Origin of the sequence: Anaerococcus hydrogenalis (assembly GCF_002871895.1) — a bacterium.
In the GTDB taxonomy this organism is placed as follows: Bacteria; Bacillota; Clostridia; order Tissierellales; family Peptoniphilaceae; genus Anaerococcus; species Anaerococcus hydrogenalis.
Window position 1 is genome coordinate 39,881 of sequence record NZ_PNHP01000004.1, and the last position, 22,018, is coordinate 61,898.

The window sequence follows — 22,018 nt, forward strand, 5'->3', positions numbered from 1 at the left end:
CTTAAAAATTTTCCTTAACGTAGTTTAATCTGTCGATCATTTTTTCCTTGCCCATAATTACAAAGGCATTTACAAGTTCTGGTCCGTGAACATTTCCTGTAAGTCCTGCCCTAACTGGGAACCATAAGTTCTTTCCTTTTATTCCTGTTTCTTTTTGGATTGATTTCATTATGGTTTTTGCAAAATCAAGGTCAACTTCATCAACTTCTTCAAGTTTTTTAATGAAGGCATCAAATAAAGTTTTAGCCTCATCTGTTTTTATAGCTTCAACTGCTTCATCAGTCCATTTCATATCTTTATCATCTACATAATAAACATAAGCTTCATCCTTGATGTCAGTGAATTTATCAATTGCTGATTGCCAAGTAGCTGCAAGTAGATTTAATTTTTCTTCTGGATAATCTTCCCCGAAAAATCCTGCTTCAATACAATATGGTTTAATTGCAGCTGCCAAATCTTCAACGCTCATTTCTCTTACATAATGACCGTTAACCCAATCAAGTTTTCTTACATCAAAAACTGCTCCGGTTTTATTTACCCTATCAAAAGTAAATTGATCAGCAAGCTCTTTCATTGTGAAAATTTCTTCTTCACTATCAGGTGACCATCCCAATAGAGCCAAATAATTTATTAATCCTTCTGGTAAATATCCTCTTTCGATGAAATCTTCAACCATTCCATCTCCATTTCTCTTAGAATATTTTTTGTGATCTTTATTTAAAACTGTAGGAAGGTGGATGTATTCTGGAGCTTCCCATCCAAAAGCTTGGTATAAAAATACGTGTTTTGGAGTTGAAGAAATCCATTCGTCCCCTCTTACAACGTGGGTGATTCCCATTTCATGGTCATCAACAATAACTGCAAAATGATAAGTTGGATATCCGTCTTCTTTTATCAAAACTTGGTCGTCCATATCATTTGTATTAAAGGTAATTTTTCCCTTAATCCTATCTTCAAAAGAAATATCTGTATCTTTTGGAAGTTTTAATCTTACAGTATATTTTTCACCATTGGCAATTTTTTCTTTTGCCTCTTCTAATGTTAGTGAACGGCAAAGTCCATCGTATTTTGGTGTAAGACCATCAGCTTTTTGTCTTGCTCTTAAATTATCTAGTCTTTCCTTTGAGCAGAAGCAATAATAAGCCTTGCCTTCTTCGATTAATTTTTCAATATATTTATCATAAATTCCAGCCTTAACCCTATCAGATTGGATATAAGGACCGCAGTCTCCTTTTTCAGTAACCTCACCATTTTCATCAAGCATAACGCCTTCGTCAATTTCAATTCCTGACCATTTTAAAGTCTTCAATAAATTTTCCAAGGCTCCTTCAACAAATCTGGTTCTGTCTGTATCTTCAATTCTTAAAAGCATTTTTCCACCAGTATGTCTTGCATAAAGGTAATTAAAAAGTGCTGTTCTAAGTCCACCGATGTGGAGGTAACCTGTTGGTGATGGTGCAAATCTAACTCTTGTTTCTGTCATAAATCCTCCTTAAAAATATTACTTTTATTATATAATATCTTGACTAATTTATAAAATCATATTTTTTCAATTTTTTCGTAAATTTATAAAAAAATAACGAAAAGGAAAGGGAGTGCAAAACTCACTCCCTCCTAAATACTGCTTTTATTTTAGCATAAAATATGTTTTTTTTCAAGATTTATTATCAATTACAAAGATTTATATTTTAAATTTTTATTTTTAATTTTTTTCCTCTAATATATTTATGTTATAATACGAGAAAGTGTTTCTGCTTATTCAAAAATAACTATAAAGGAAAATATCATGTTAAAATCGCTAATAAAATTCAACTTCAAGATAATTTTTAAAGACAAAATTTCTATATTTTGGTCAATAATTCTTCCCCTAGTTTTTTTGCTTATTAATTCTCACAAAAAAATTGATATCAATGAAGCTTTAATCTATTGTGCCTATATAGTAGTAACCTCCTATATTTATGGGGTGGGATTAAGGGCCCTAAGACAAAGAGAAAGTGGTATGTGTAAATTTATTTTCGGTTTAAATTATCAAAAAACAAAATATTTTGGGGCTCTTCTCCTATCACAAATTATTTATGCAAGTCTTTGCAGCCTAATATTTTGCATCGGCGCAAGCTTTGTTCTTAAAATAAGTTTTTTAAAACTTTTTTCCTACGATATTATATTAGTTTTTCTTTTGATAAATATAGGATTTTTATCTTATAACCTAACCCTTTTAAAAGATGTCCACGTAAACTCCATTTCAACTATAACCGATATTTGCGTATTTGTCGGAGTTTTTCTTTTAAATAGCCCTTCAAAAATCAATCTTATAAATCCTTTTTATCAAATATTTTTATTGATAAATGCCCTAATAGATAAAAATTTTTCCTATATAGGAATTTATATTTTAATATTTGTCCTAACTAGTGTTTTATCCCTATATTCAATAAAAAATTTCAGTCCATTTTCAAAGGAGCGTAGATGATGTTTAGTGTTTTTAATATAGAAACTTTGATTTTTAAAATTAATAGGATAGATTTTTCAGATAAAATAAATTATATTTGCGACAAAAATGGTTCAGGAAAGACTCTTTTTTTGGATAGCCTTTATTTTGATGATAAGGTTAGGATAGAACCTCATATAGACAAAAAAGACATAATTTACCTAAGCCAACATTTTTCTTTTTATGAAAGAATAAAGGTGAAAGATTTTGTGGAATTTTTTGACCAAATAAATAATGAAAATCTTCTAGAAAAAATAAGAAAAAATTCTTACATAAATAATTTTATTAATGAAAATTTCGATAAAACCCTCTACCACCTATCAGGTGGAGAATTTAAATTTTTATATTTGATTTTACTTCTATTTACTGATAAAAAATTATACTTATTAGATGAACCTTTTAATGAACTTGATAAAGAAAAGGCAGAATACATAGCAAATTTAATCAAAGATTTAAACAAAAATGGCAAAAAAATAATAATAACCAACCACTATGATTTGGGATTATTTGAAGAAAAAGATATGAAAAAAATAAGGCTATTAGACCATACAGTCTAAATAGCCCTGCCCTTATTTTTTGAATCTAGGATTTTTTCGTCTAGATTTTCTAGTGAATCTTCTAATTTTTTTATCATTTTTTCTTTATTTCTCATGTGAGATGTTACTTTTACAAGATTTACTATGTGGCCTGATGAGTAGAGGACATTTCCCGGAACATCTAGATTTTTTAATAATTCTATTTGTTCTTCTAGGTTTTCTCTGTTACTTGTTTCTTTAAAATTTCCTTCTTCTCTCATTTTATATAATTTTGAACCTCTTTGAACGTCTGTACTCATTATAAAAATTCCTATTGGTGGATAGAGGTTTAAAAATTTTGCCGTTTCTCTTGCGTTTTCTATTGAATTTCCATTTCCTGCAACTCCTTGCATTACTATGGCGTTGTAGGTCATATTGGCATATTTCATTTTTTCTATACCATCTTTATAATCGTCAAGATCAGCCCCCTTATCAAGCCAGTCTAGGACTTTTTGATACCCTGTTTCTACTCCAAACCAAAGTTCATTATAGCCTTTTTCTCTTAAGAGTTTTAAATCTTCTTTGGTTTTATTTTTCAAATTATAAAAACTTGCGTAGGAAGTTATAGTTTTTACTTCTGGTATATATTTGTGGATTAAATCGGCAATTTCTACCAATTTTTCTGTCGAAAGAACAAAAGGATCTCCATTTAATAAATAAATTCTTTCAATTGGCCTTGGATAGGTCATGGAAATTTCCAAAATATCACTTTCTATATCTTTTAAAGGTGAAATCCCAAAATTTGTCATATGGTACATGGTACAAAAGGCACACTTGTTGTGAGAACATCCATAAGTTACTTCCAAAAGTGGAGTGTAGGCCTCAAGTGGTGGTCTATAAACTTGTCCTGTGTAATGCATAATACTAAATCCTTTCTAAAAATTCTTCTATTTCTTTTTCTTGGCTTTTGTAAGTTGTTACAAATCTTGCTACGAATTTGTCTTCTCTTTTTTCTCCAACTTCAAAATAGGCAAATTCTTCCCATTTTTTTATATCTTTATCTGAAATTTCTACAAAAACTTGATTCGATTCAAATTCATAGGCAAGTTTGTAGCCTTTTTCTTCAAATCCTTGAGCCAATTTTTTTGCCATTTTGTAGGCTTTTTTTGCACCTTTAATGTACAAATCATCTTGGAAGAGTCTTTCAAACATCATTCCTGTTACAAATCCTTTGGCAAGCATGGCCCCCTTTTGTTTTTGTAAATTTCTAAAATTTTTCTTCAAATTATCATTTACAATTACAAGGGCTTCCCCAAACATAAGGCCATTTTTGGTTCCTCCAAAATAAAATATATCGCAAAGCTTGGTCAAATCTTTAAATTTTAAGTCTGATTTTTCATTTGCAATTGCATGGGCTAGTCTTGCACCGTCCATAAATAAATATAAATCGTGTTTTTTACAAAAATCGTAAAGGTCTTCCAAATCTTTTTTACTATAAAGAGTTCCAACTTCTGTTGTATTTGATATATAAACTTTTCTTGGAACTGTGTGGTGTTCGTTGGTAAAAGATTTATATTTTTCTTCCAATAATTTTTTTGTAATCTTCCCGTCATCTGTTAGAATTGTTTCAATTTTTATTCCACAAGCCTCGATTGCTCCTGCTTCTTGGTCTTCAATATGGCCACTTGTGGCAGCAATTATTGATTCTTGAGGCATCATTCCTACACTTGCTCCAAGAATATTTGCTCCTGTGCCTCCGTGGATAAAATAAATATCAACATTTTCATCTTCTAATTTTTCTTTTATCAATTTTTCAGCATTTTTACTGTGATCATCAACCCCGTATCCTGGATTTATTTGGTCAAGATTTTCTTTTATATAATCTAAAATTTCTGGATAACAAATATCAGAATAGTCATTTCTAAAATTAAACATATCTTCTCCTTATAAAAAACGATTTGCTTATTTCTACCATACATTTTTCATAAGTTTTTTCCATTCTTTAAATTTTTAATAATGATAAGGGGATAATAAAATAATTTTATTTAGAATATTGCATTTAATTAATTTATCTAATCAATAAATTAAATTTTCCCAAAGAAAAAACCAAAGTATTAAACTTTGGTTTTAAAATTTGTATTTTTTCATATTATTGCTTGCTATTGCAACTGTAGATATATTGTGCAAGAGGGCTGATTGGGTATTTGTTATAAATGAACCCAAGCCTAGTCCGATTAATAGGGTATTGAAAGCTATTATTCTTTCATAATCCTTTCTAACTCTTCTATCTACACTTTTTGAAAGTTTTACAAGGTCAACTAATTCTTTTAATGAATCAGTTTTTATGGAAACATCAGAAATTTCTTTTGCAAGGTCTGCTCCTTTTGACATTGAAATTCCTACATCAGCTTGGGATAGGGCAATTGAATCATTTACTCCATCTCCTATCATAATTACTTTTCTTCCCATATCTTTCATTTTTTTGATATATTCTTCCTTATCTTCTGGAAGAACTTGGGATTTGTAAAAGTCTAGGTCAAGTTTCTTGCTTACAGCCCTTGCTGAATTTTCATTATCTCCTGTTAGCATTGCAATATGAGTAAATCCTAATTTTCTAAGATTTGAAACAGTTTCTTTTGCATCTTTTCTAATTGGATCATCAATACATAAGACTGCCAACAATTTATTATCAAATGCCATAAATAAAAGTGAATATTCTTCTTTTAAAGAATTAATCAAATCCCCTTGGTCAGGGCTTATTTTTATTTTCTCATCTTCCAAAATAAAATGTTCACTTCCAATTAAGGCTGGTTTTCCATCAATTGTAGATTTTATTCCATGAGCCATTACATATTCTGGCTTAGAGTGCATTTCTTCGTGGTGAAGATTTTTCTCTTTTGCTTTTTTTACAACTGCTCTTGCTATAGAATGTGGGAAATGTTCTTCAAGACAAGCAGCAATTCTTAAGGCCTCATCTTCATCAATATCAAAAGAAATTACTCTTTTAACTTCAGGTTCTGACTTGGTCAAAGTTCCAGTTTTATCAAAAATAATGGTATCTGCCTTTGCTATACTTTCAAAATATTTTCCACCCTTTACAAGGATATTTTCATCTCCTGCTTGGCTTATAGCCTTCATATAAGCTATTGGAATTGTAAGTTTTAAGGCACAAGAATAATCAACCATCAAAAATGATTTTGCTTTTATAAAGTTACGGGTCAATAAATATGTTAAACCTGCCCCAATAAAGGAATATTTTACCAAAGAATCTGCCATAGATTCTGCCTTTATTTGTGCCAAGGATTTATTTTTCTCGCTATCTTCAATCAATTTTATAATATGGTTTAATCTAGAATCATCATATTTTTTCTTACTTCTTACAAGAAGGTCTCCCTCTTCAAGGACAGTTCCTGCAAAAACAGAGGATTTTTCATTTTTTTCTACAGCCTTGGCTTCTCCTGTAAATGAAGATTCATTAACCATACCAAAACCTTCAACAACTTCTCCATCAACAGGAATTGTTGTTCCCATAGAAACATAAATCAAATCACCAATTTCAACTTCTTTTAGGTGTTTAAAGACCTTTTTGTCCCCATCTTTTACCAAAACTTGATCAATATTTAGGGCTAGGGAAGATTTTAAATTTAACCTTGATTTTTTCAAAGTATAATCTTCAAGCTCTTCTCCCAAAGATAAAAGGGCCATAATACTTGCAGCATCTGCAAATTGACCAGTTACAATTGAAACTGAAATTGCACTTGCATCCAAAAGAGCCACATCCATTTTTCTATTTTTTAAAGATTTTAACCCTTCTTTTACAAAAGGATAAGCCCTTAAAATTGTAAAAAATGGCCTAAGTGGCATTGGCATAATTTTTCCAAAAATTATCCTCTTGTATGCTGCATTTCTTAGTATATGAAAAATTGACTTATCAACTTGTGGGATAAAGTCAGCATCATCAATCTCAAAATCATCCAAAGATTTTAGATCAAAGTCAAGAATAAATCTTGCTATTTCTCCAATATAATCTTCATCATAATTTATTATAATAGATTTTGAAATAGGAGAAATTTGGCAAAACTTTACACCTTTTAATTTTTCAATTTTGTACTTTAATTTATTAACGTTAGAATCTTTAAGATGGTCTTCAAACAAAAACCTAGACCTACCAAGGGTTCTAGCCTTTATAGACGCTCTCATCCTAATCCTCTTTAGCTTCTTCTTTTAACTCTTCCTTTACTTCTTCTTTTACTTTTTCTTCAGCTTCTTTTTTAGCTACATTTTCAATATCAAGATTTGTCTTCGCTTCAGCTTCAAGTCTTTCTTCAATTTCATTTTTAACCTTAGCTTCTGCAACAATATCATCAGTTGTAAGCTTAATATTTTCTACAGTTTTATCAACTGCTCCCTTAGCCTTTAGTCCTTGTTGAACTGTAGCTACTGCAGCTTTTTTTGCAAATTTTGATGTAAGAATTTTTCCACCAATTGCTCCTGCTAATACTCCTGCTCCTGCACTTAATATTTTTTTGTTTAACTTAATCATCTCTTCCTCCTATGATTTTAAAATAATTATATCAGTTCTATTCTAGCAAATTTTTTTATATTTTAAAAGCTAAATTTTTGATAGTTACAAATAGCTAAAAATATAAAATCTAAAATTTTATATTCTAAAAAGAAGACCTTCGCAAATTTAAAAACTTTGCAAAAGTCCTCCTTTTAAAAAACAATCAGTCACAATATGGGCATGATTTCTTTTTTGTTTTTTCTTTTTTGCTATGGCAAGTATCTGATGAACAAGAACTTTTTTGTGCACAATCCTTGCATCCAAAATTTGATCCTTCTTTTATAAATCTTGTATAGACAATATAAGAGCAAATGCCCAATATTACTAGCAAAAATATCCATGATTGTAAGTTCATAAAATCATCCCTTTCTATTTTTTACTATTTTCTAGCTAAATTTAATTTATAAGTTCTCTTTTCTTCTTTATATTTAACAGGTCTAAATATTAAGTATAAGATTCCTGCTAAAACAATTAAAGAAAGTATTGTCATAATTGAAAATTCTTTATAAACAAAGAAGTTTGCTAAATGATAGAAAACAAAGGCAATAGCATAGGCAAATGTCATTTGATATCCTATTGCAATTAAAGTCCATCTATTGTTGTTCATTTCTGTTTTTATAGCTCCAACTGCTGCGAAACATGGCATACAAAGCATATTGAAAAGTAAGAATGAATATCCAGCAACTGGTGTTCCTATAGCTTGGTTGAAAGCTGTAATTAATTGTCTATTTGTTTCATCAAGATCTGCTCCTATTCCAAGAACAACACCCATTGTTGAAACTACGTTTTCTTTTGCAACGAATCCTGTAATTGTTGCTACTGCTGATTGCCATTGTCCAAATCCTAATGGTTTAAATAAAACTGCTAAATATCCACCTAAAACTGCAAGTATTGAGTTTTCTGATTCAGCTTCTACCAATTTAAATGAGAAGTCGAAGTTTGATAAGAACCAAATAATTATAGATGATACTAAAATTATTGTTCCTGCTCTTTTTACAAAGGCCATTCCTTTATTAAACATATCTCTTAAAACTGAAGTAACTCTTGGTGCGTGATATGGTGGAAGTTCCATAACAAATGGTGCTGGATCTGATGCAAATTCTTTAAATTTCTTTAAAATAATTCCAGAAATTATTACAGAAACTATTCCAACTATATAAAATGAAAATGTCACCAAAGCTTGGTTTTCTTTGAAAAATGCTCCTGCTATCAAGGCAATTACAGGAAGTTTTGCAGAACATGGCATAAAAGATGTAGTTATAATTGTAATTCTTCTATCTCTTTCATTTTCGATTGTTCTTGATGATTGGATTCCAGGAACTGAACATCCTGTACCTATCATTACTGGTATAAATGATTTTCCAGAAAGTCCAAATCTTCTAAATACCCTATCCATTACAAAGGCAACTCTTGCCATATATCCAATATCTTCAAGAATTGAAAGTTGGGCAAATAATACTAACATTTGTGGTAAGAATCCTAATACTGCACCAACTCCTGATATGATTCCGTCTGTTGCAAGACTAACTAAAACGTCACTGATTCCAATATTTGTTAGAAAATCTGCAACGGCAGGTGTCATTGTATCTTCAAAAAATCCATTTACGGCATCAGTCGCCCCAGTTCCTATAGTTGAAATTGCTATATAATAAATAACAAACATTACAAGGGCAAAAATTGGAAGTCCCAAAATCCTATTTGTAACTATCTTATCGATTTTATCAGTTGTTGAAAGCTTTGGTGGAGCTTTTTTAAGAACTTTTTCTCCAACTTCTCCAAGAGCTTCATATCTTTCAGTAGTTACAATACCTTCAGCTACATCATCTTCTATTTTTTCAAAATCTTCTCTTATCTTATTAATATTTTCTTTCTTATCAGCTGATAAAGAAATATTTTCAAACATATCTTCATCATTTTCAAAGGCCTTGATTGACAAATATCTTTCAAGTTTAGAATCAACAGATCCAGAAATTTCACTAGAAATTTTTTCCAAAGCTTCTTCTAATTCTCCAGAATATTTTAAAGGATTTGGTAAAGATAATTTATTTTCTGATTTTACAATCTCATTTATTAAGTCCTTTGTACCTTGTTTTTTGCTAGCAACAATTTCTACAACAGGACAACCCAAAATCTTAGAAAGATTATCTTTATCAATAACATCGCCGTTTGATTTTACTATATCCATCATATTCAAGGCAATAATTGTTGGAATTCCAAGTTCAATTAATTGGCTTGTAAGATATAAGTTTCTTATAAGATTTGATCCATCAACAAGATTTACAATAAGGTCAGGTCTTTGGTCAACCAAATATCCTCTTGAAACAACTTCTTCCATTGTATAAGGGGAAAGTGAATAAATTCCTGGTAAATCTTGGATAATAATATCCTTGTGTCCTTTTAATTTTCCTTCTTTTTTATCAACTGTAACTCCTGGCCAGTTTCCTACTCTTTGGCTTGAACCTGTAAGTTCATTAAAAAGAGTGGTTTTTCCTGAGTTAGGGTTACCAGCTAAAGCAACCGTATAAGTCATCTATTCCTCCACTATTATGTTTTTTGCATCTTCTTTTCTAAGAGTCAATTCATAACCACGTAAATTAACTTGGATAGGATCTCCTAATGGGGCAATTTTTCTTACATAAACCTCAGTTTTTTTTGTAATCCCCATATCCATAATTCTTCTTATGGTAGCTCCATCTCCTTTGATTTTTTTAATAACAGCACTTTCTCCTACTGCTACATCTCTTAAAGATTTCATTAATTTATCTCCTTAACATATATTCTCTTAGCTAGATCTTTGTTTAGTGCATATTTACTATTATCAACCATAATAATATAATTTACTCCATCAAAGAAAAATAATTTAATTGTCTTTCCCTTTACAAAACCTAGATTTGATAAGTGAGTTTTTATCTCATCATCTCCTTTGATTTTTATAACTTCTGCTTCTTGTCCATTATTTAATAAGGTAATTGGCATCTGTTCCTTCTTTCTATAATTAATTAGTTCGACTATTACTATAACAAATTTGATATAATGGCTTATAAATGTGATTTTTTTATAATAATATTCAATATCAGCAATCTCTCAAAAAAAAGAAAACCAGCTTAAGCTAAACTGGGCAATTATTATATTTGAGTTAATAATAGTTTATGTAAAAAACAATGATAAAAATTATCACTATCTTCATTAACAATTATACAACCAATTTATGATAGTGAATATCATTATATTGGTTTTTATTTTTTTATTTTACAATATTTATAAAAAATTTCTGGTTTTTTCTTTGTTTGGAAAAATTTATATAGCTTTACCCTTTAAAAATAAACCTTATTAATAATATTAAAAAAAATAAGGCCTTTATTATTTTTTATGTTTATTACAATTTTTTGTCATAATCTTTCAATTAAAAAATTACTTTATAAATTTTTCCTTATTTAAAAAATAAAATTGGAGAGAAACTTATGATAAATTTTCACTTATATAATACTATTACAGGCTAATTTTTTTATACGGATAGAAAAAATCTTTTTTGCTTCTTATCCTGCCCTATCCTAATTAATTAGTTGAGAATACTTATAAATTTTCATGTCTAGCTTTAAATATCTTTAAAACTTGCTTTTAAAACTTTCTTGTAATTTATAATAAATTTTATGGATGATTGGGCTATATCAAAGTACAATCATACAGTTAAGATAGCTACTAAAATTTTTTATAAATAAATTAAAATTGGCTTTTCTATACTAGCTACTTATATTTTTTAGCTAAGCTTCTTTTAACTTATATAGACTTAATTTTTATTTTATTGGAAATACTGAGCAAAATACTACCCCATCTCCCAAGTGAACTCCTATTACTGGGGTTACGTCTATTATTTTAAAGTCTAGGGCTTTTTTAATTTCTTTTTCTAGTCCTTCTTTTAATATTTCTATTTCATCATCACTATCTGCCCCTCCTATTATAATTTGGTAGGAGTCGTATTTTTTACATAATTTTTGTATGTATTTTATTAATTCTTTGTAGGATTTCTTTTTCCCTGTCACTTTTTTTCTTAATTTTATTTCCCCATCTTCTATGCACAAGACAGGTGAGAATGAAATTAAATTTGCAAGTTTAACTAGGGTTTTTGGAAGTCTTCCCCCTCTTTGCAAGGCATCTAGATTTTTTACAACTCCTGTTACATTTGCATATTTTAGGTTATCTAGGCTTTTTTTGTAGATTTCATCAAGTCCTAGGCCATTTTTTGCATATTCTGAGGCTTTTATTACTGGATAAATTGCTGCAATTGTTGCTGTATAGGTGTCTATTACTTTAACTTTCGCATCTTTTCTTTTTTCTAGGAATTCATCTTTCATAAGCTCCATCATTTGGTTCATTCCTGAAAATTTTTTACTTATGGAAAAAACCAGAAAATTCCTATAGCCTTTTTGGTATTCATTTTCTATTAATTTTAAAAATTCTCCCGGTCCTGGCGTTGATGTTGTTACTCTTTCCTTGCTTTCTTTGTATTTTTTTAAGAAATCTTCCCTGCTTAATTCGTAAAGGTCTGTATAGGACTTGTCTTTGAAATTTATTTTAAAAGGAAGAATTGATATATCGTATTCTTTTGCCATTTCAAGGTCTATATTGCACCCTGAATCTGCTATTATTTTTACTTTTTCCATTACTTCTCCATTTTTTTCTTTTCAAATTCTCAATTTTTCTAAACTATACTGTTTCAAATTTTTAAAACAATTTTATTAAGAATATTTTACTTATTTTTTTGCATAATTTTAAAAATAAATGATTGATTTTTCATAAATCTATAGTATTATAAAATTATAAAGCTATGATGTGGAAAAGTAAGCTAGATGAATTTTTAGAGAGACATTGGCTGGTGAAAAATGTTAAGGATTCTAGTATGAAAAATCACCACTAAGCTATAGGACCCAAGTTATTGTAAGTCTTATCGGCTACTCCCGTTATCGAGTTATTCATTATAATTGAGTGCATCAACTGATGAAGAAGAGTGGTACCGCGGGAATAATTTAAAATTTTATCTCTCGTCTCTTTGCTTAGGCAATAGAGACGGGAGTTTTTTATTGCTTATATTTATAGAAAAGAATTTTTTAGGAAAGAAGGGAAGATTATGGAATATGAATTTATTAAAAAAGAAGTTTTAGATGAAAAGCCTAGGGATAATTTGGGTTTTGGAAATTATTTTACCGACTATATGTTTGTAATGGATTATAGTGAAGAAAAAGGATGGCATAATAAAAAAAATTCTCCCTTATGGAAATATCACTGTTAATCCTGCTACTATGGTTCTTCATTATGCCCAAGAAACTTTTGAAGGACTCAAGGCTTATAAGGCAGCTGATGGAAAAGTTTATCTTTTTAGGCCAGATATGAATGCAAAAAGATTTATAAATTCTAATAAGAGAATGTGCATGCCAGAGATAAGCGAAGATCTTTTTGTTGATTGTGTTAAGGAATTAGTTAAAGTTGAAAAAGATTGGATTCCAACAGGAGAAGGGGAAAGTTTATACATAAGACCTTTTATGTTTGCAGATGAATCATCTCTTGGCGTCCATGTTGCAAAATCTTATAAATTTATAATCATTCTTTCTCCAGTTGGGGCTTATTATCCTGAAGGAGTTAATCCTATAAAAATTTATGTTGAGGATGAATATGTTAGGGCAATTCTTGGTGGAACTGGTTTTGTAAAATGTGGTGGAAATTATGCTGCAAGTCTTAAGGGCCAAGAACGTGCAGAAGATTTGGGTTATACTCAAGTTTTGTGGCTTGATGGAGTTCATAGAAAATATGTTGAAGAAGTCGGATCTATGAATGTTATGTTTTTAATTGATGATAAAATCGTAACTGCCCCTCTCGAAGGAACCGTCCTTCCTGGTGTTACTAGGGATTCTATTTTGACAATTTTAAAAGATTTTGGCTTTGAAGTTGTTGAAAAACATCTTTCTATTGATGAATTGATAAAGGCAGGAAAAGAAGGCAGGTTGAAAGAAGCCTTTGGTACGGGAACTGCTGCTGTAATTTCTCCAATTGGAGAATTATATTACAAGGGTGAGGAAGTTATTATAAATGATTTTAAAACTGGAGCTTTGACTCAAAAATTATATGATACCCTAACTGATATCCAATGGGGAAAATCGGATGATAAGTACAAGTGGAGACTAGAAGTTAAATAAAAAAAGCTGTTGCAAAAATTCTTGCAACAGCTTTTTTTAATTTTTTTGGAGTATAAAACCTTTATTTTTTAAGGTGTTTTTTATTTTCTCTTCATGACTTTTATTTCTTGTTTCACATTTTATATTTAAAACGCAGGAGAAAAATTCGTTGGGTTTTTCTAAGGTATTGTATTCAACCCCTATTACATTGGCTCCAGAATCTGCTATTATTTTTGAAACTGCAAGAAGTTCTCCTGACTTATCAGTAAGTTCTATTTTTAGGTTAGTATTTCTTCCTGACTTTTCCAAGCCTCTTTTTATAATTCTTGATAGGATATTCACATCAAGATTTCCTCCAGAAAGGATGGCTAGGACTTTTTTGTTTTTTATATCAATTTTTTCATGCATAATAGCTGCAAAGCTTGCTGCTCCTGCCCCTTCTCACATTAATTTTTGCTTTTCTAGAAGAACTAGGATAGCAGATGCAATTTCGTCTTCGCTGACCGTTACAATTTCATCTAGGTATTTTTTGCAAAGGTCAAAGGCAAGTTCATTTGGTTTTTTTATGCAGATTGCATCAGAAAAGCTTGATACCTTATCAAGTTTTTGGATTTTTCTAGCCTCTAGAGATTTTCTCATACAAGGAGCATTTTCTGCCTCAACTCCTATAATTTTTGTATCAGGCTTTAAGGATTTTATCAAAAATGAAAGTGCCCCTATAAGACTTCCTGATCCAACAGGAAGGACAAGAATATCTAAATCTACCAATTGGTCTAAAATTTCAAGACCTAGGCTTGCATAGCCCAAAAGATAGTCAACATCTTCTGATGAGTCAAAAAATATCTTATTATTTTCTTTACAAAATGACCTAGCATAGTCTAGACTTTCTTCATAAGAATTGCCAACTAAAATAACTTCTGCCCCGTAGGATTTTATATTTTCAACCTTAAAAAGAGGGCTTTGCTCTGGCATAAAAATCATAATTTTTATATCCAATTTTTTGCAAGAAAGGGCAAGGCCCAAGGCGTTATTTGCATAAGCTGCAGTTACAAGGCCCCTTTCTTTTTCTTCCTTTTTAAATTTAGATAATTTATTATAGGCTCCCCTAATTTTAAAAGATCCTGTTTTTTGTAAATTTTCAGTTTTCAGATAAATATTATCGCCTAAATTTTCAGCCTGAATAAGGTCAGTTTTTCGAATAATGGGTTTTAAATTAAAGGCAGCACTATAAACCCCATCAACTGTCAATTTATTTTCTGTCAATTTATTTTCTGTCATTTTAAAACTGCCCCCTTGTCAGAACTTGTAACAAGTCTCCTATATCTTGAAAGCCAACCTTTGACTTTATTAGTTTCAAGAGGGGTGAATTTTTCCATTCTTTTTTCAAATTCCTCATCAGAAATTTCTAAATTTATTGAATAAGCTGGGATGTCGATTTTTATCATGTCACCTTCTTCTATAATTCCTATAGGTCCTTTTAAGGAAGCTTCTGGGGAAACATGACCTATAGATGCCCCTCTAGATGCACCAGAAAATCTTCCGTCAGTTATAAGGGCAACGCTTTTATCAAGTCCCATCCCACAAAGAGCAGATGTAGGATTTAACATCTCACGCATACCAGGACCTCCCTTTGGTCCCTCGTATCTTATTACAACCACATCGCCTTTTTTTATTTCTCCAGAGTAAATAGCCTTTATGGCTGTATCTTCTGAATTAAAAACCCTGGCAGGTCCCTTATGAACTAACATAGAATCATCAACGGCAGATCTTTTTACAACTGCACCTTTTGGGGCAATATTTCCAAATAAAATTACAAGGCCACCAACTTTTGAATATGAATTTTCTATATCTCTTATTACATTTTTATTTTTCACTTGGGCATTTTTGATATTTTCTCCCAAATTTTTTCCACTCACAGTTAAAACTTCAAGCTCTAGCAAATCTTTTTTGCTTAGCTCTTTTTGCACAGCAGAAATTCCCCCGCTCAAATACAAGTCTTCCATGTGATGATCTCCTGCTGGGGCAAGGTGGCAAAGATTTGGAACTTTTTCACTTATCTGGTTAAACAAATTTAAATCTACATCAAGCTCTGCCTCACTTGCTATAGCCAAAAGATGGAGAACTGTATTTGTTGAACAACCTAGGGCCATATCACAAGCTAGGGCATTTTTTATAGATTTTTCTGTGATTATATCTTTAATCCTAATATCTTTTTTCAAAAGCTCCATTATTTGAAAGCCAGTTTCTTTGGCAAGCCTATATCTTTCAGAATAAACTGCAGGAGTTGTTCCATTTCCTTTTAAGGAAAGACCTATTGCCTCTGATAGGCAATTCATAGAATTTGCTGTATACATTCCTGCACAAGATCCGCAAGTTGGACAAACTGATTTTTCAATTTCATAAAGATCATCATCAGAAATCATATTTGCCTTGTTTGCACCAACTGCTTCAAAGGCTGATGATAGGGAAAGTTCTTTTCCCTTATTTTTTCCAGCAAGCATTGGCCCTCCAGAAACCAAAATTGTAGGAAGATTTAATCTTAAGGCTCCCATAATCATTCCTGGAACAATTTTATCGCAATTTGGAACCAAAACCAAAGCATCAAGTCCATGGGCAATAGCCATAGTCTCCACACTATCTGCAATTAATTCCCTACTTGGTAGGGAATATTTCATTCCAAGGTGTCCCATGGCAATTCCATCACAAACACCAATTGATGGAATTGTAATTGGCGTTCCCCCATTCATCAAGATTCCAATTTTTACAGATTCTGAAACCTTATCAAGGTACATATGTCCCGGAACAATTTCGCTATAAGCTGAAATAATTCCAACAAGGGGTCTTTCTAGTTGTTTTTTTGTATAGCCAAGAGCATAGAAGAGAGACCTGTTCGGTGCCCTTTCTACTCCTCTTAAAACTTTATCGCTTTCTAATCTCATATATCCACCTATTTATTTAACCAAGACATCATTGAACGTAGATCTTTTCCAACTTCTTCTAATTGGTGATTTGCTTTTCTTTTTCTTGTTGTCAAGAATTTTATTTTTCTTCCAGAAGAAAACTCTCTCATAAAGTCGCTTGCAAACTCTCCTGACCTTATATCTTCCAAAACATCTTTCATGGCTTTTCTTGTTTGATCTCCTATGATTTTTTTGCCAGCATGGTAATCACCATATTCTGCCGTATTTGATATAGAATTTCTCATATTTGAAAATCCACCTTCAACTATCATATCAACTATTAATTTCATTTCGTGGATACATTCAAAATATGCCATTTCTGGTTCATAGCCTGCTTCTACCAAAGTTTCAAAACCTGCTATCATTAATTCTGTGATTCCCCCACAAAGTACAGCTTGTTCCCCAAATAAATCTGTTTCAGTTTCTTCTTTAAAAGTTGTTTCAAGGATTCCTGCCCTGCCAGCTCCAAGGGCTGATGCATAAGCCAAGGCCACATCCTTTGCCTTTCCACTTTTATCTTGATAAACTGCAACAAGGGATGGAACTCCATTTCCTTTTTGGTATTGACTTCTTACTGTATGGCCTGGACCTTTTGGTGCAACCATAGAAACATCTACTCCCTCAGGTGGATTTACCAAATTATAATGAACATTAAAGCCATGAGCATACATCAAAGTGTCTCCATCTTTTAAGTAAGGGGCAACTTCCTTATTGTAGATATCTGCTGAAACTTCATCTGGAACTAGCATCATAACAAGGTCAGCAAGTTTGGCAGCCTCTTTTACTTCATAGACATCAAGTCCATAATCTTCTGCCACTTTCCAAGATTTTGAATCTTTTCTAAGTCCTACTACAACCTTTACTCCACTTTCTTTTAAATTTAAAGCGTGGGCATGGCCTTGAGAACCAAATCCCATTATAGCTACAGTTTTTCCTTCTAATAATTTTAAGTCACAATCCTTATCGTAATATTTATTAACCATTTTTTTCTCCTTATTCTTTACTTTCTTTTTATTCCTGTTATTCCCGTTCTTGTTACGTCTTTTATTTCATATTTTTCTAATATTTTTAAAAAATCATCCAATTTTTTCCTATCACCAGTTAATTCTATAAACAAATCTTCTGATGAATAATCAATAATATTTGCCTTGTAAAGATTGGTTAGGGCATTTATTTCCAAATAATCCTTGCTATGAATTTTAAGTCTTACAATTAACATCTCTCTTGATATGAAAGATTCTTGATCCATAATTTCCAAATTTATAACATCTTCAAGTTTTTCAATTTGATTTATAACCTGCCTTACCAAACTTTCTTCTTCAGAAATTGTGGCAATTATTCTGGTTTGATTTTCATTCCCATTTACTGCAGCATTTATGCTTTCGATATTATAGCCTCTTCTTGAAAAAACCTGGGAAATTCTTGTAAGAATTCCTGCATTATTTTCAACCAAAATATTTAATGTACTTATCCTTTTCATATATCACTCCATTATCACATCTTCCACACTTCCTCCAGCTGGTATCATTGGTAAAACTAATTCATTTGTGTCTATTTGAACTTCAATTATTGATGATTTTTTTAAAGATACAGCTTCTTTGAAGGCTTCTTTAAATTCACTTAAAGTCTTGCAAGAAAAACCACAAGCTCCTAAGGATTTTGAAAGATTTATGTAATCAATATTTTCCTCCATATTAGTTCCCGAAAACCTATCATTATATAAAAGATGTTGCCATTGTCTTACCATGCCCAAGGTTTTGTTGTTCATAACAACGGTGATAACTTTTATATTGTTATTTACTGCTGTAATAATTTCATTGAAATTCATATTAAAAGACCCATCTCCCGTTATCAAAACAACATTTCTGTCAGGGTTTCCAACTTTAGCTCCCATGGCTGCCCCATAACCAAATCCCATTGTTCCAAGTCCACCACTTGTCAAAAAAGACCTAGGTTTTGTTCTTCCACAATATTGGGCTGTCCACATTTGGTGCTGGCCAACATCTGTTACAAAAATCATATCCTCTCCCAAAGTTTTGGAAATATATTTTATAACTTGGTGGGGTTTTATCTTATCCTCGCTATCTTCTGGCCTATAATCTTCTTTTCTAAGCTCATTTATATGATCAAGCCAGTCACGCCTTTCTTTTTTTTCAATTTTTGGTAAAAGAGCATTCAAAACTTCCTTAACATCTCCAACAAGTTTATAGTCTACGTAAATATTTTTATCAATTTCAGACTTATCTATGTCTATATGGATTATTTTTGCATTTTTTGCAAATTTTTTGGTATTTAAGGCAACCCTATCAGAAAACCTAACTCCACAAGCTATCAATAAATCACATTCAGCAATGGCGTTGTTGGTGGAATATTTCCCATGCATTCCAAGCATGCCAAGATTTAATTCATCCTCATATCCCAAAACTCCAATTCCCATAATTGTGTTACAGGCAGGAATATTTGAAAGCTTGATTAATTTTCTTAACTCCTTAAAACTTTCTGATGCAGTAACTCCCCCACCTGAATAAATGATTGGTTTTTTTGAAGAATTTATACATTTTGCAATTTCTAAAATCTCATCTTCATTGACTTGGTCTTTTTTTTCTTCTTTCAAACTTTCCTTTTTTTCATAGTTACAAAGCTCTGCCATTATATCACTTGGGATATCAATCAAAACCGGCCCCTTTCTTCCAGAATTTGCAATCATAAAGGCCCTTCTTATAGTATCTTGGAGAAAATTTACATCCCTTACTATAAAATTATGTTTGGTAATTGGCATTGTTATTCCCATTATGTCAATTTCTTGGAAAGAATCCTTGCCCAAAAGTTTTCTTCCAGCATTTCCAGTTATACAAACCAGGGGAATTGGATCCATAAAGGCTGTTGCAATTCCTGTTACAATATTTGTAGCTCCAGGCCCTGATGTTGCCAAAACTAGGCCAACTTTTCCAGTTGATCTTGCATAGCCATCAGCTGCGTGGGCTGCCCCTTGCTCGTGGCTGGTCCTTACAAGTTTTAACTTATCTTTATAATCATAAAGAGCATCAAAAACTTGGATAACAGAGCCACCAGGATAGCCAAAAATTGTATCAACACCTTCATCAATCAAGGTTTTTACTATTATTTCTGCCCCTCGTATTTTCATAAAAGCTATTCCTTTCTAAAATTTCTAACACATTTGTAAAACTAACTTATCCCTTTTAAAAAACTCAATAAAAAAAGTCCCTTGTCTAATGACAAAGGACGAATTATCGCGGTACCACCTTTTTTCTTATTTTTTTGTATAAAAATAAGCTCTCAAACATCTAACAATGCAGGGTCATGATAACGCCAACCACGGCGGCAAATCTTACTTTAAGTTCAGATTAACATAAGAAAAAGGATTTTCAAGCTCATTTTAAATATAGGTTTCCACCAACCACCTACTCTCTGTGATTCTCCATGACTTTACTCTTTTTTTCTAATAATTTAATAATGTTTTAAAATGTTAATAATATGATAGACTCTTTTTAAAATTTTGTCAAATCTTTTTTGAAATTTTTACGAATATTTTCTATAATTATTGAAAATTAGAATTATAAAATACAAAATAATAGGTAAAATTAAAATCCTCATGAAAAAAAGATAGAAAAAATTTAATTCTAAATTTTCATGAGGATTTATAGATTAAGATTTTTTATCTTCTATTTTTTCATCCTGATTTTTTTCAAATTCAAAAGCCTTCCTAACTTCCAAAAAAGTTCCGATCATCATTGAAACTATTGGTCCCACAAGAGCTCCAAGGCCCGGAGATAGGAAAATCATAAAAGATACGCTTATTAAAATTGTTAAAAATGGATTAAGACCGATTGACCTTCCTAAAATTATTGGTTCTATAACTTGTTTTATTATAAAGGTTAGGGCAAATAAAATCCCAAGAGAAAATCCAAGTTTCATATTTCCCATAAAAATTTCTATAATAGCCCAGGGGATCATAACCATGCCTGCTCCCAAAACTGGAAGTAGGTCCACAAGGGCTATCAAAAGAGCGATTAATATAAAATATTTTATTTTTAAAATCCCAAGTCCAATAGCCAAAACCACAAAATTTATTATAGATGAAATTACAAGAGCCCTTAATAAGTCTTTTAGGCCAAGACCAGCCTCCTTTAAATATTTTTTCAAAAATTCTTTTTTCATATTATATCCTTTCAAATACTCCAAATTGGGTATTTATATTATACTAATAATAAAAATTTGAACAATTTATTCAAAAAAGAGGTGTGTATGAAAAAAATTTTGAAAATTTCCCTAAGCCTAGTAGGAATTTTCTTATTAGGATTTTTGATTCTTTTATCCTATCTTTGGATTAGAGAATATAGGCCAGAAAAAATTGAAGATGTGAAAGTATATGGTAAGGGAGAAAAGATTCCTGAAATCGGCAAAAATTATAGGGTTATGACTTGGAATATAGGCTATGGAGGCCTTGATAAGGATACGGACTTTTTTATGGATGGGGGTCAAATGGTTTTTCCCATAAATAAAAATCACGTAGAAAAATCAATCGACCATATAATTTCTACCAGCAAAAATATAAATGCTGACATAAAATTATTTCAAGAAGTAGACTATGATTCTAAAAGGTCTTTTCACATAAATCAAGTGGAAAAATTTAGGGAAAATCTCTTGGGCTCATCAACTTTTGCCCTAAACTTCAAAACAGATTTTATCCCCTACCCAATTCCACCAATGGGGAAGGTCCAATCGGGCATAATGACTCAAAGTGATTTTGAAATAAAAAAATCGAAAAGATACCAACAAGAAATCCCCCACAAATTTCCAACAAGACTTGTAAACTTAAAAAGAGCCTTTAATCCATCCTACATTGACATCAAAAACTCGGACAAGAAACTTATAATAGTAAATGTCCACCTTGATGCCTACGAATCAGGAAATAAGGGAAGAGTTGCCCAAACAAAAGAAATAATAGATTTTATAAACAAAGAATATAAAAAAGGAAATTATGTTTTAGTTGGAGGAGACTTTAACCAAGAACTTTCAGGAAAATTCAAAAAACTCCCAGAAGGAATTTGGAACCCAAGTCCCTTCCCAAAAGAAATGTTAACAAAAAATATAAAACTATACTATGACAAAAATGGAAAAACATCTGTAGTAAATGACAAACCCTACACAGGAAAAGACGCCTACCTTTCAACTATAGATGGATTTTTGGCAACAGATAATATCAAAATAAAAACCATAAAAACCCAAACAAAAGAAAATTTCCAATACTCCGACCACAACCCAGTTGTGATGGAATTTGTTTTGAAATAAAAGATAATATAAAA

22 protein-coding genes and 2 other annotated features are annotated in these 22,018 nt (G+C 31.1%); of the genes, 5 read left to right on the forward strand and 17 right to left on the reverse strand.

Translation table 11 applies throughout. The features are described 5' to 3' along the window. Position 1 precedes the first annotated feature (1 nt). Positions 2 to 1,483 (reverse strand): glutamate--tRNA ligase, encoded by a 1,482-nt coding sequence (gltX, locus tag CJ192_RS06435; RefSeq protein WP_102198197.1) that lies wholly within the window; start codon positions 1,481 to 1,483, stop codon positions 2 to 4. 303 nt (positions 1,484 to 1,786) lie between these two features. Here gltX and CJ192_RS06440 point away from each other — a divergent pair, with 303 nt between their 5' ends. Both CJ192_RS06440 and CJ192_RS06445 read left to right on the forward strand, forming a co-directional pair. Beyond that, positions 1,787 to 2,467 carry a hypothetical protein gene (locus CJ192_RS06440; protein WP_102198198.1) on the forward strand — a complete coding sequence of 227 codons (681 nt, stop codon included), beginning with the start codon at positions 1,787 to 1,789 and terminating at the stop codon, positions 2,465 to 2,467. After that, the gene (locus tag CJ192_RS06445; RefSeq protein WP_102198199.1) at positions 2,464 to 3,042 is read left to right on the forward strand and encodes an AAA family ATPase; all 579 of its coding nucleotides are present in this window, start codon (positions 2,464 to 2,466) and stop codon (positions 3,040 to 3,042) included. The genes CJ192_RS06440 and CJ192_RS06445 overlap by 4 nt, the downstream gene beginning before the upstream one ends. Here CJ192_RS06445 and CJ192_RS06450 read toward each other — a convergent pair. The 9 genes from CJ192_RS06450 to CJ192_RS06490 form a co-directional block, all read right to left on the reverse strand. Beyond that, complete coding sequence (locus CJ192_RS06450) at positions 3,039 to 3,920, reverse strand: radical SAM protein (protein WP_102198200.1); 882 nt, start codon at positions 3,918 to 3,920, stop codon at positions 3,039 to 3,041. The two genes, CJ192_RS06445 and CJ192_RS06450, sit on opposite strands and share 4 nt — an antisense overlap. A gap of 4 nt (positions 3,921 to 3,924) precedes the next feature. Continuing rightward, positions 3,925 to 4,935 carry a threonine aldolase family protein gene (locus CJ192_RS06455; protein ID WP_102198201.1) on the reverse strand — a complete coding sequence of 337 codons (1,011 nt, stop codon included), beginning with the start codon at positions 4,933 to 4,935 and terminating at the stop codon, positions 3,925 to 3,927. A 192-nt stretch (positions 4,936 to 5,127) separates the two neighbouring features. Beyond that, a complete protein-coding gene (locus tag CJ192_RS06460) occupies positions 5,128 to 7,200 on the reverse strand; it encodes a heavy metal translocating P-type ATPase (protein ID WP_102198202.1) in 2,073 nt (690 codons plus the stop codon). Position 7,201: 1 nt separating this feature from the next. Next, positions 7,202 to 7,543: a DUF6110 family protein gene (locus CJ192_RS06465; protein WP_102198203.1), complete on the reverse strand. Its 342-nt coding sequence runs from the start codon at positions 7,541 to 7,543 to the stop codon at positions 7,202 to 7,204. 184 nt (positions 7,544 to 7,727) lie between these two features. Next, entirely contained in the window at positions 7,728 to 7,919 is a 192-nt protein-coding gene (locus tag CJ192_RS06470) for a hypothetical protein (protein ID WP_102198204.1), read from the reverse strand. A gap of 24 nt (positions 7,920 to 7,943) precedes the next feature. Next, positions 7,944 to 10,094: a ferrous iron transport protein B gene (gene feoB, locus CJ192_RS06475; RefSeq protein WP_102198205.1), complete on the reverse strand. Its 2,151-nt coding sequence runs from the start codon at positions 10,092 to 10,094 to the stop codon at positions 7,944 to 7,946. Then, entirely contained in the window at positions 10,095 to 10,319 is a 225-nt protein-coding gene (locus CJ192_RS06480) for a FeoA family protein (RefSeq protein ID WP_102198206.1), read from the reverse strand. Next, entirely contained in the window at positions 10,319 to 10,540 is a 222-nt protein-coding gene (locus tag CJ192_RS06485; RefSeq protein WP_004814786.1) for a FeoA family protein, read from the reverse strand. Before CJ192_RS06485 ends, CJ192_RS06480 begins: the two co-directional genes overlap by 1 nt. A gap of 818 nt (positions 10,541 to 11,358) precedes the next feature. Further along, positions 11,359 to 12,225, reverse strand: coding sequence for a DegV family protein (locus tag CJ192_RS06490; protein WP_102198207.1), 867 nt, complete (start codon positions 12,223 to 12,225; stop codon positions 11,359 to 11,361). A gap of 155 nt (positions 12,226 to 12,380) precedes the next feature. Further along, positions 12,381 to 12,614 (forward strand) — a binding site (T-box leader). A 75-nt stretch (positions 12,615 to 12,689) separates the two neighbouring features. On the opposite strand from CJ192_RS06490, the gene CJ192_RS09485 reads away from it, so the two are divergent. Together CJ192_RS09485 and CJ192_RS06495 are read left to right on the forward strand one after the other, a co-directional pair. Continuing rightward, positions 12,690 to 12,851, forward strand: a complete 162-nt coding sequence (locus tag CJ192_RS09485; protein ID WP_244897295.1) for a hypothetical protein — start codon at positions 12,690 to 12,692, stop codon at positions 12,849 to 12,851. Next, on the forward strand, positions 12,793 to 13,752 hold the full coding sequence (locus CJ192_RS06495; protein WP_244897296.1) for a branched-chain amino acid aminotransferase: 960 nt from the start codon (positions 12,793 to 12,795) through the stop codon (positions 13,750 to 13,752). The genes CJ192_RS09485 and CJ192_RS06495 overlap by 59 nt, the downstream gene beginning before the upstream one ends. A 36-nt stretch (positions 13,753 to 13,788) precedes the next feature. Here CJ192_RS06495 and CJ192_RS06500 read toward each other — a convergent pair whose 3' ends face one another. From CJ192_RS06500 to CJ192_RS06530, 7 genes are all read right to left on the reverse strand, one after another. Further along, positions 13,789 to 14,139: a hypothetical protein gene (locus tag CJ192_RS06500; protein WP_102198208.1), complete on the reverse strand. Its 351-nt coding sequence runs from the start codon at positions 14,137 to 14,139 to the stop codon at positions 13,789 to 13,791. 33 nt (positions 14,140 to 14,172) lie between these two features. After that, on the reverse strand, positions 14,173 to 15,009 hold the full coding sequence (locus tag CJ192_RS06505; protein ID WP_102198209.1) for a threonine/serine dehydratase family protein: 837 nt from the start codon (positions 15,007 to 15,009) through the stop codon (positions 14,173 to 14,175). After that, entirely contained in the window at positions 15,006 to 16,670 is a 1,665-nt protein-coding gene (gene ilvD / locus CJ192_RS06510) for a dihydroxy-acid dehydratase (RefSeq protein ID WP_102198210.1), read from the reverse strand. The genes CJ192_RS06505 and ilvD overlap by 4 nt, the downstream gene beginning before the upstream one ends. 8 nt (positions 16,671 to 16,678) lie before the next feature. Next, positions 16,679 to 17,674 (reverse strand): ketol-acid reductoisomerase, encoded by a 996-nt coding sequence (ilvC, locus tag CJ192_RS06515; RefSeq protein WP_102198211.1) that lies wholly within the window; start codon positions 17,672 to 17,674, stop codon positions 16,679 to 16,681. A 17-nt stretch (positions 17,675 to 17,691) separates the two neighbouring features. Then, a complete protein-coding gene (ilvN, locus tag CJ192_RS06520; RefSeq protein ID WP_102198212.1) occupies positions 17,692 to 18,171 on the reverse strand; it encodes an acetolactate synthase small subunit in 480 nt (159 codons plus the stop codon). 3 nt (positions 18,172 to 18,174) lie between these two features. After that, positions 18,175 to 19,836 (reverse strand): biosynthetic-type acetolactate synthase large subunit, encoded by a 1,662-nt coding sequence (gene ilvB / locus CJ192_RS06525; protein WP_102198213.1) that lies wholly within the window; start codon positions 19,834 to 19,836, stop codon positions 18,175 to 18,177. 91 nt (positions 19,837 to 19,927) lie between these two features. After that, positions 19,928 to 20,163, reverse strand: a binding site (T-box leader). A 194-nt stretch (positions 20,164 to 20,357) separates the two neighbouring features. Then, entirely contained in the window at positions 20,358 to 20,870 is a 513-nt protein-coding gene (locus CJ192_RS06530) for an AI-2E family transporter (protein WP_102198214.1), read from the reverse strand. A gap of 87 nt (positions 20,871 to 20,957) precedes the next feature. Between CJ192_RS06530 and CJ192_RS06535 the strand changes: the two genes are divergently transcribed. Beyond that, positions 20,958 to 22,004 carry an endonuclease/exonuclease/phosphatase family protein gene (locus CJ192_RS06535; protein ID WP_102198215.1) on the forward strand — a complete coding sequence of 349 codons (1,047 nt, stop codon included), beginning with the start codon at positions 20,958 to 20,960 and terminating at the stop codon, positions 22,002 to 22,004. Positions 22,005 to 22,018 lie beyond the last annotated feature (14 nt).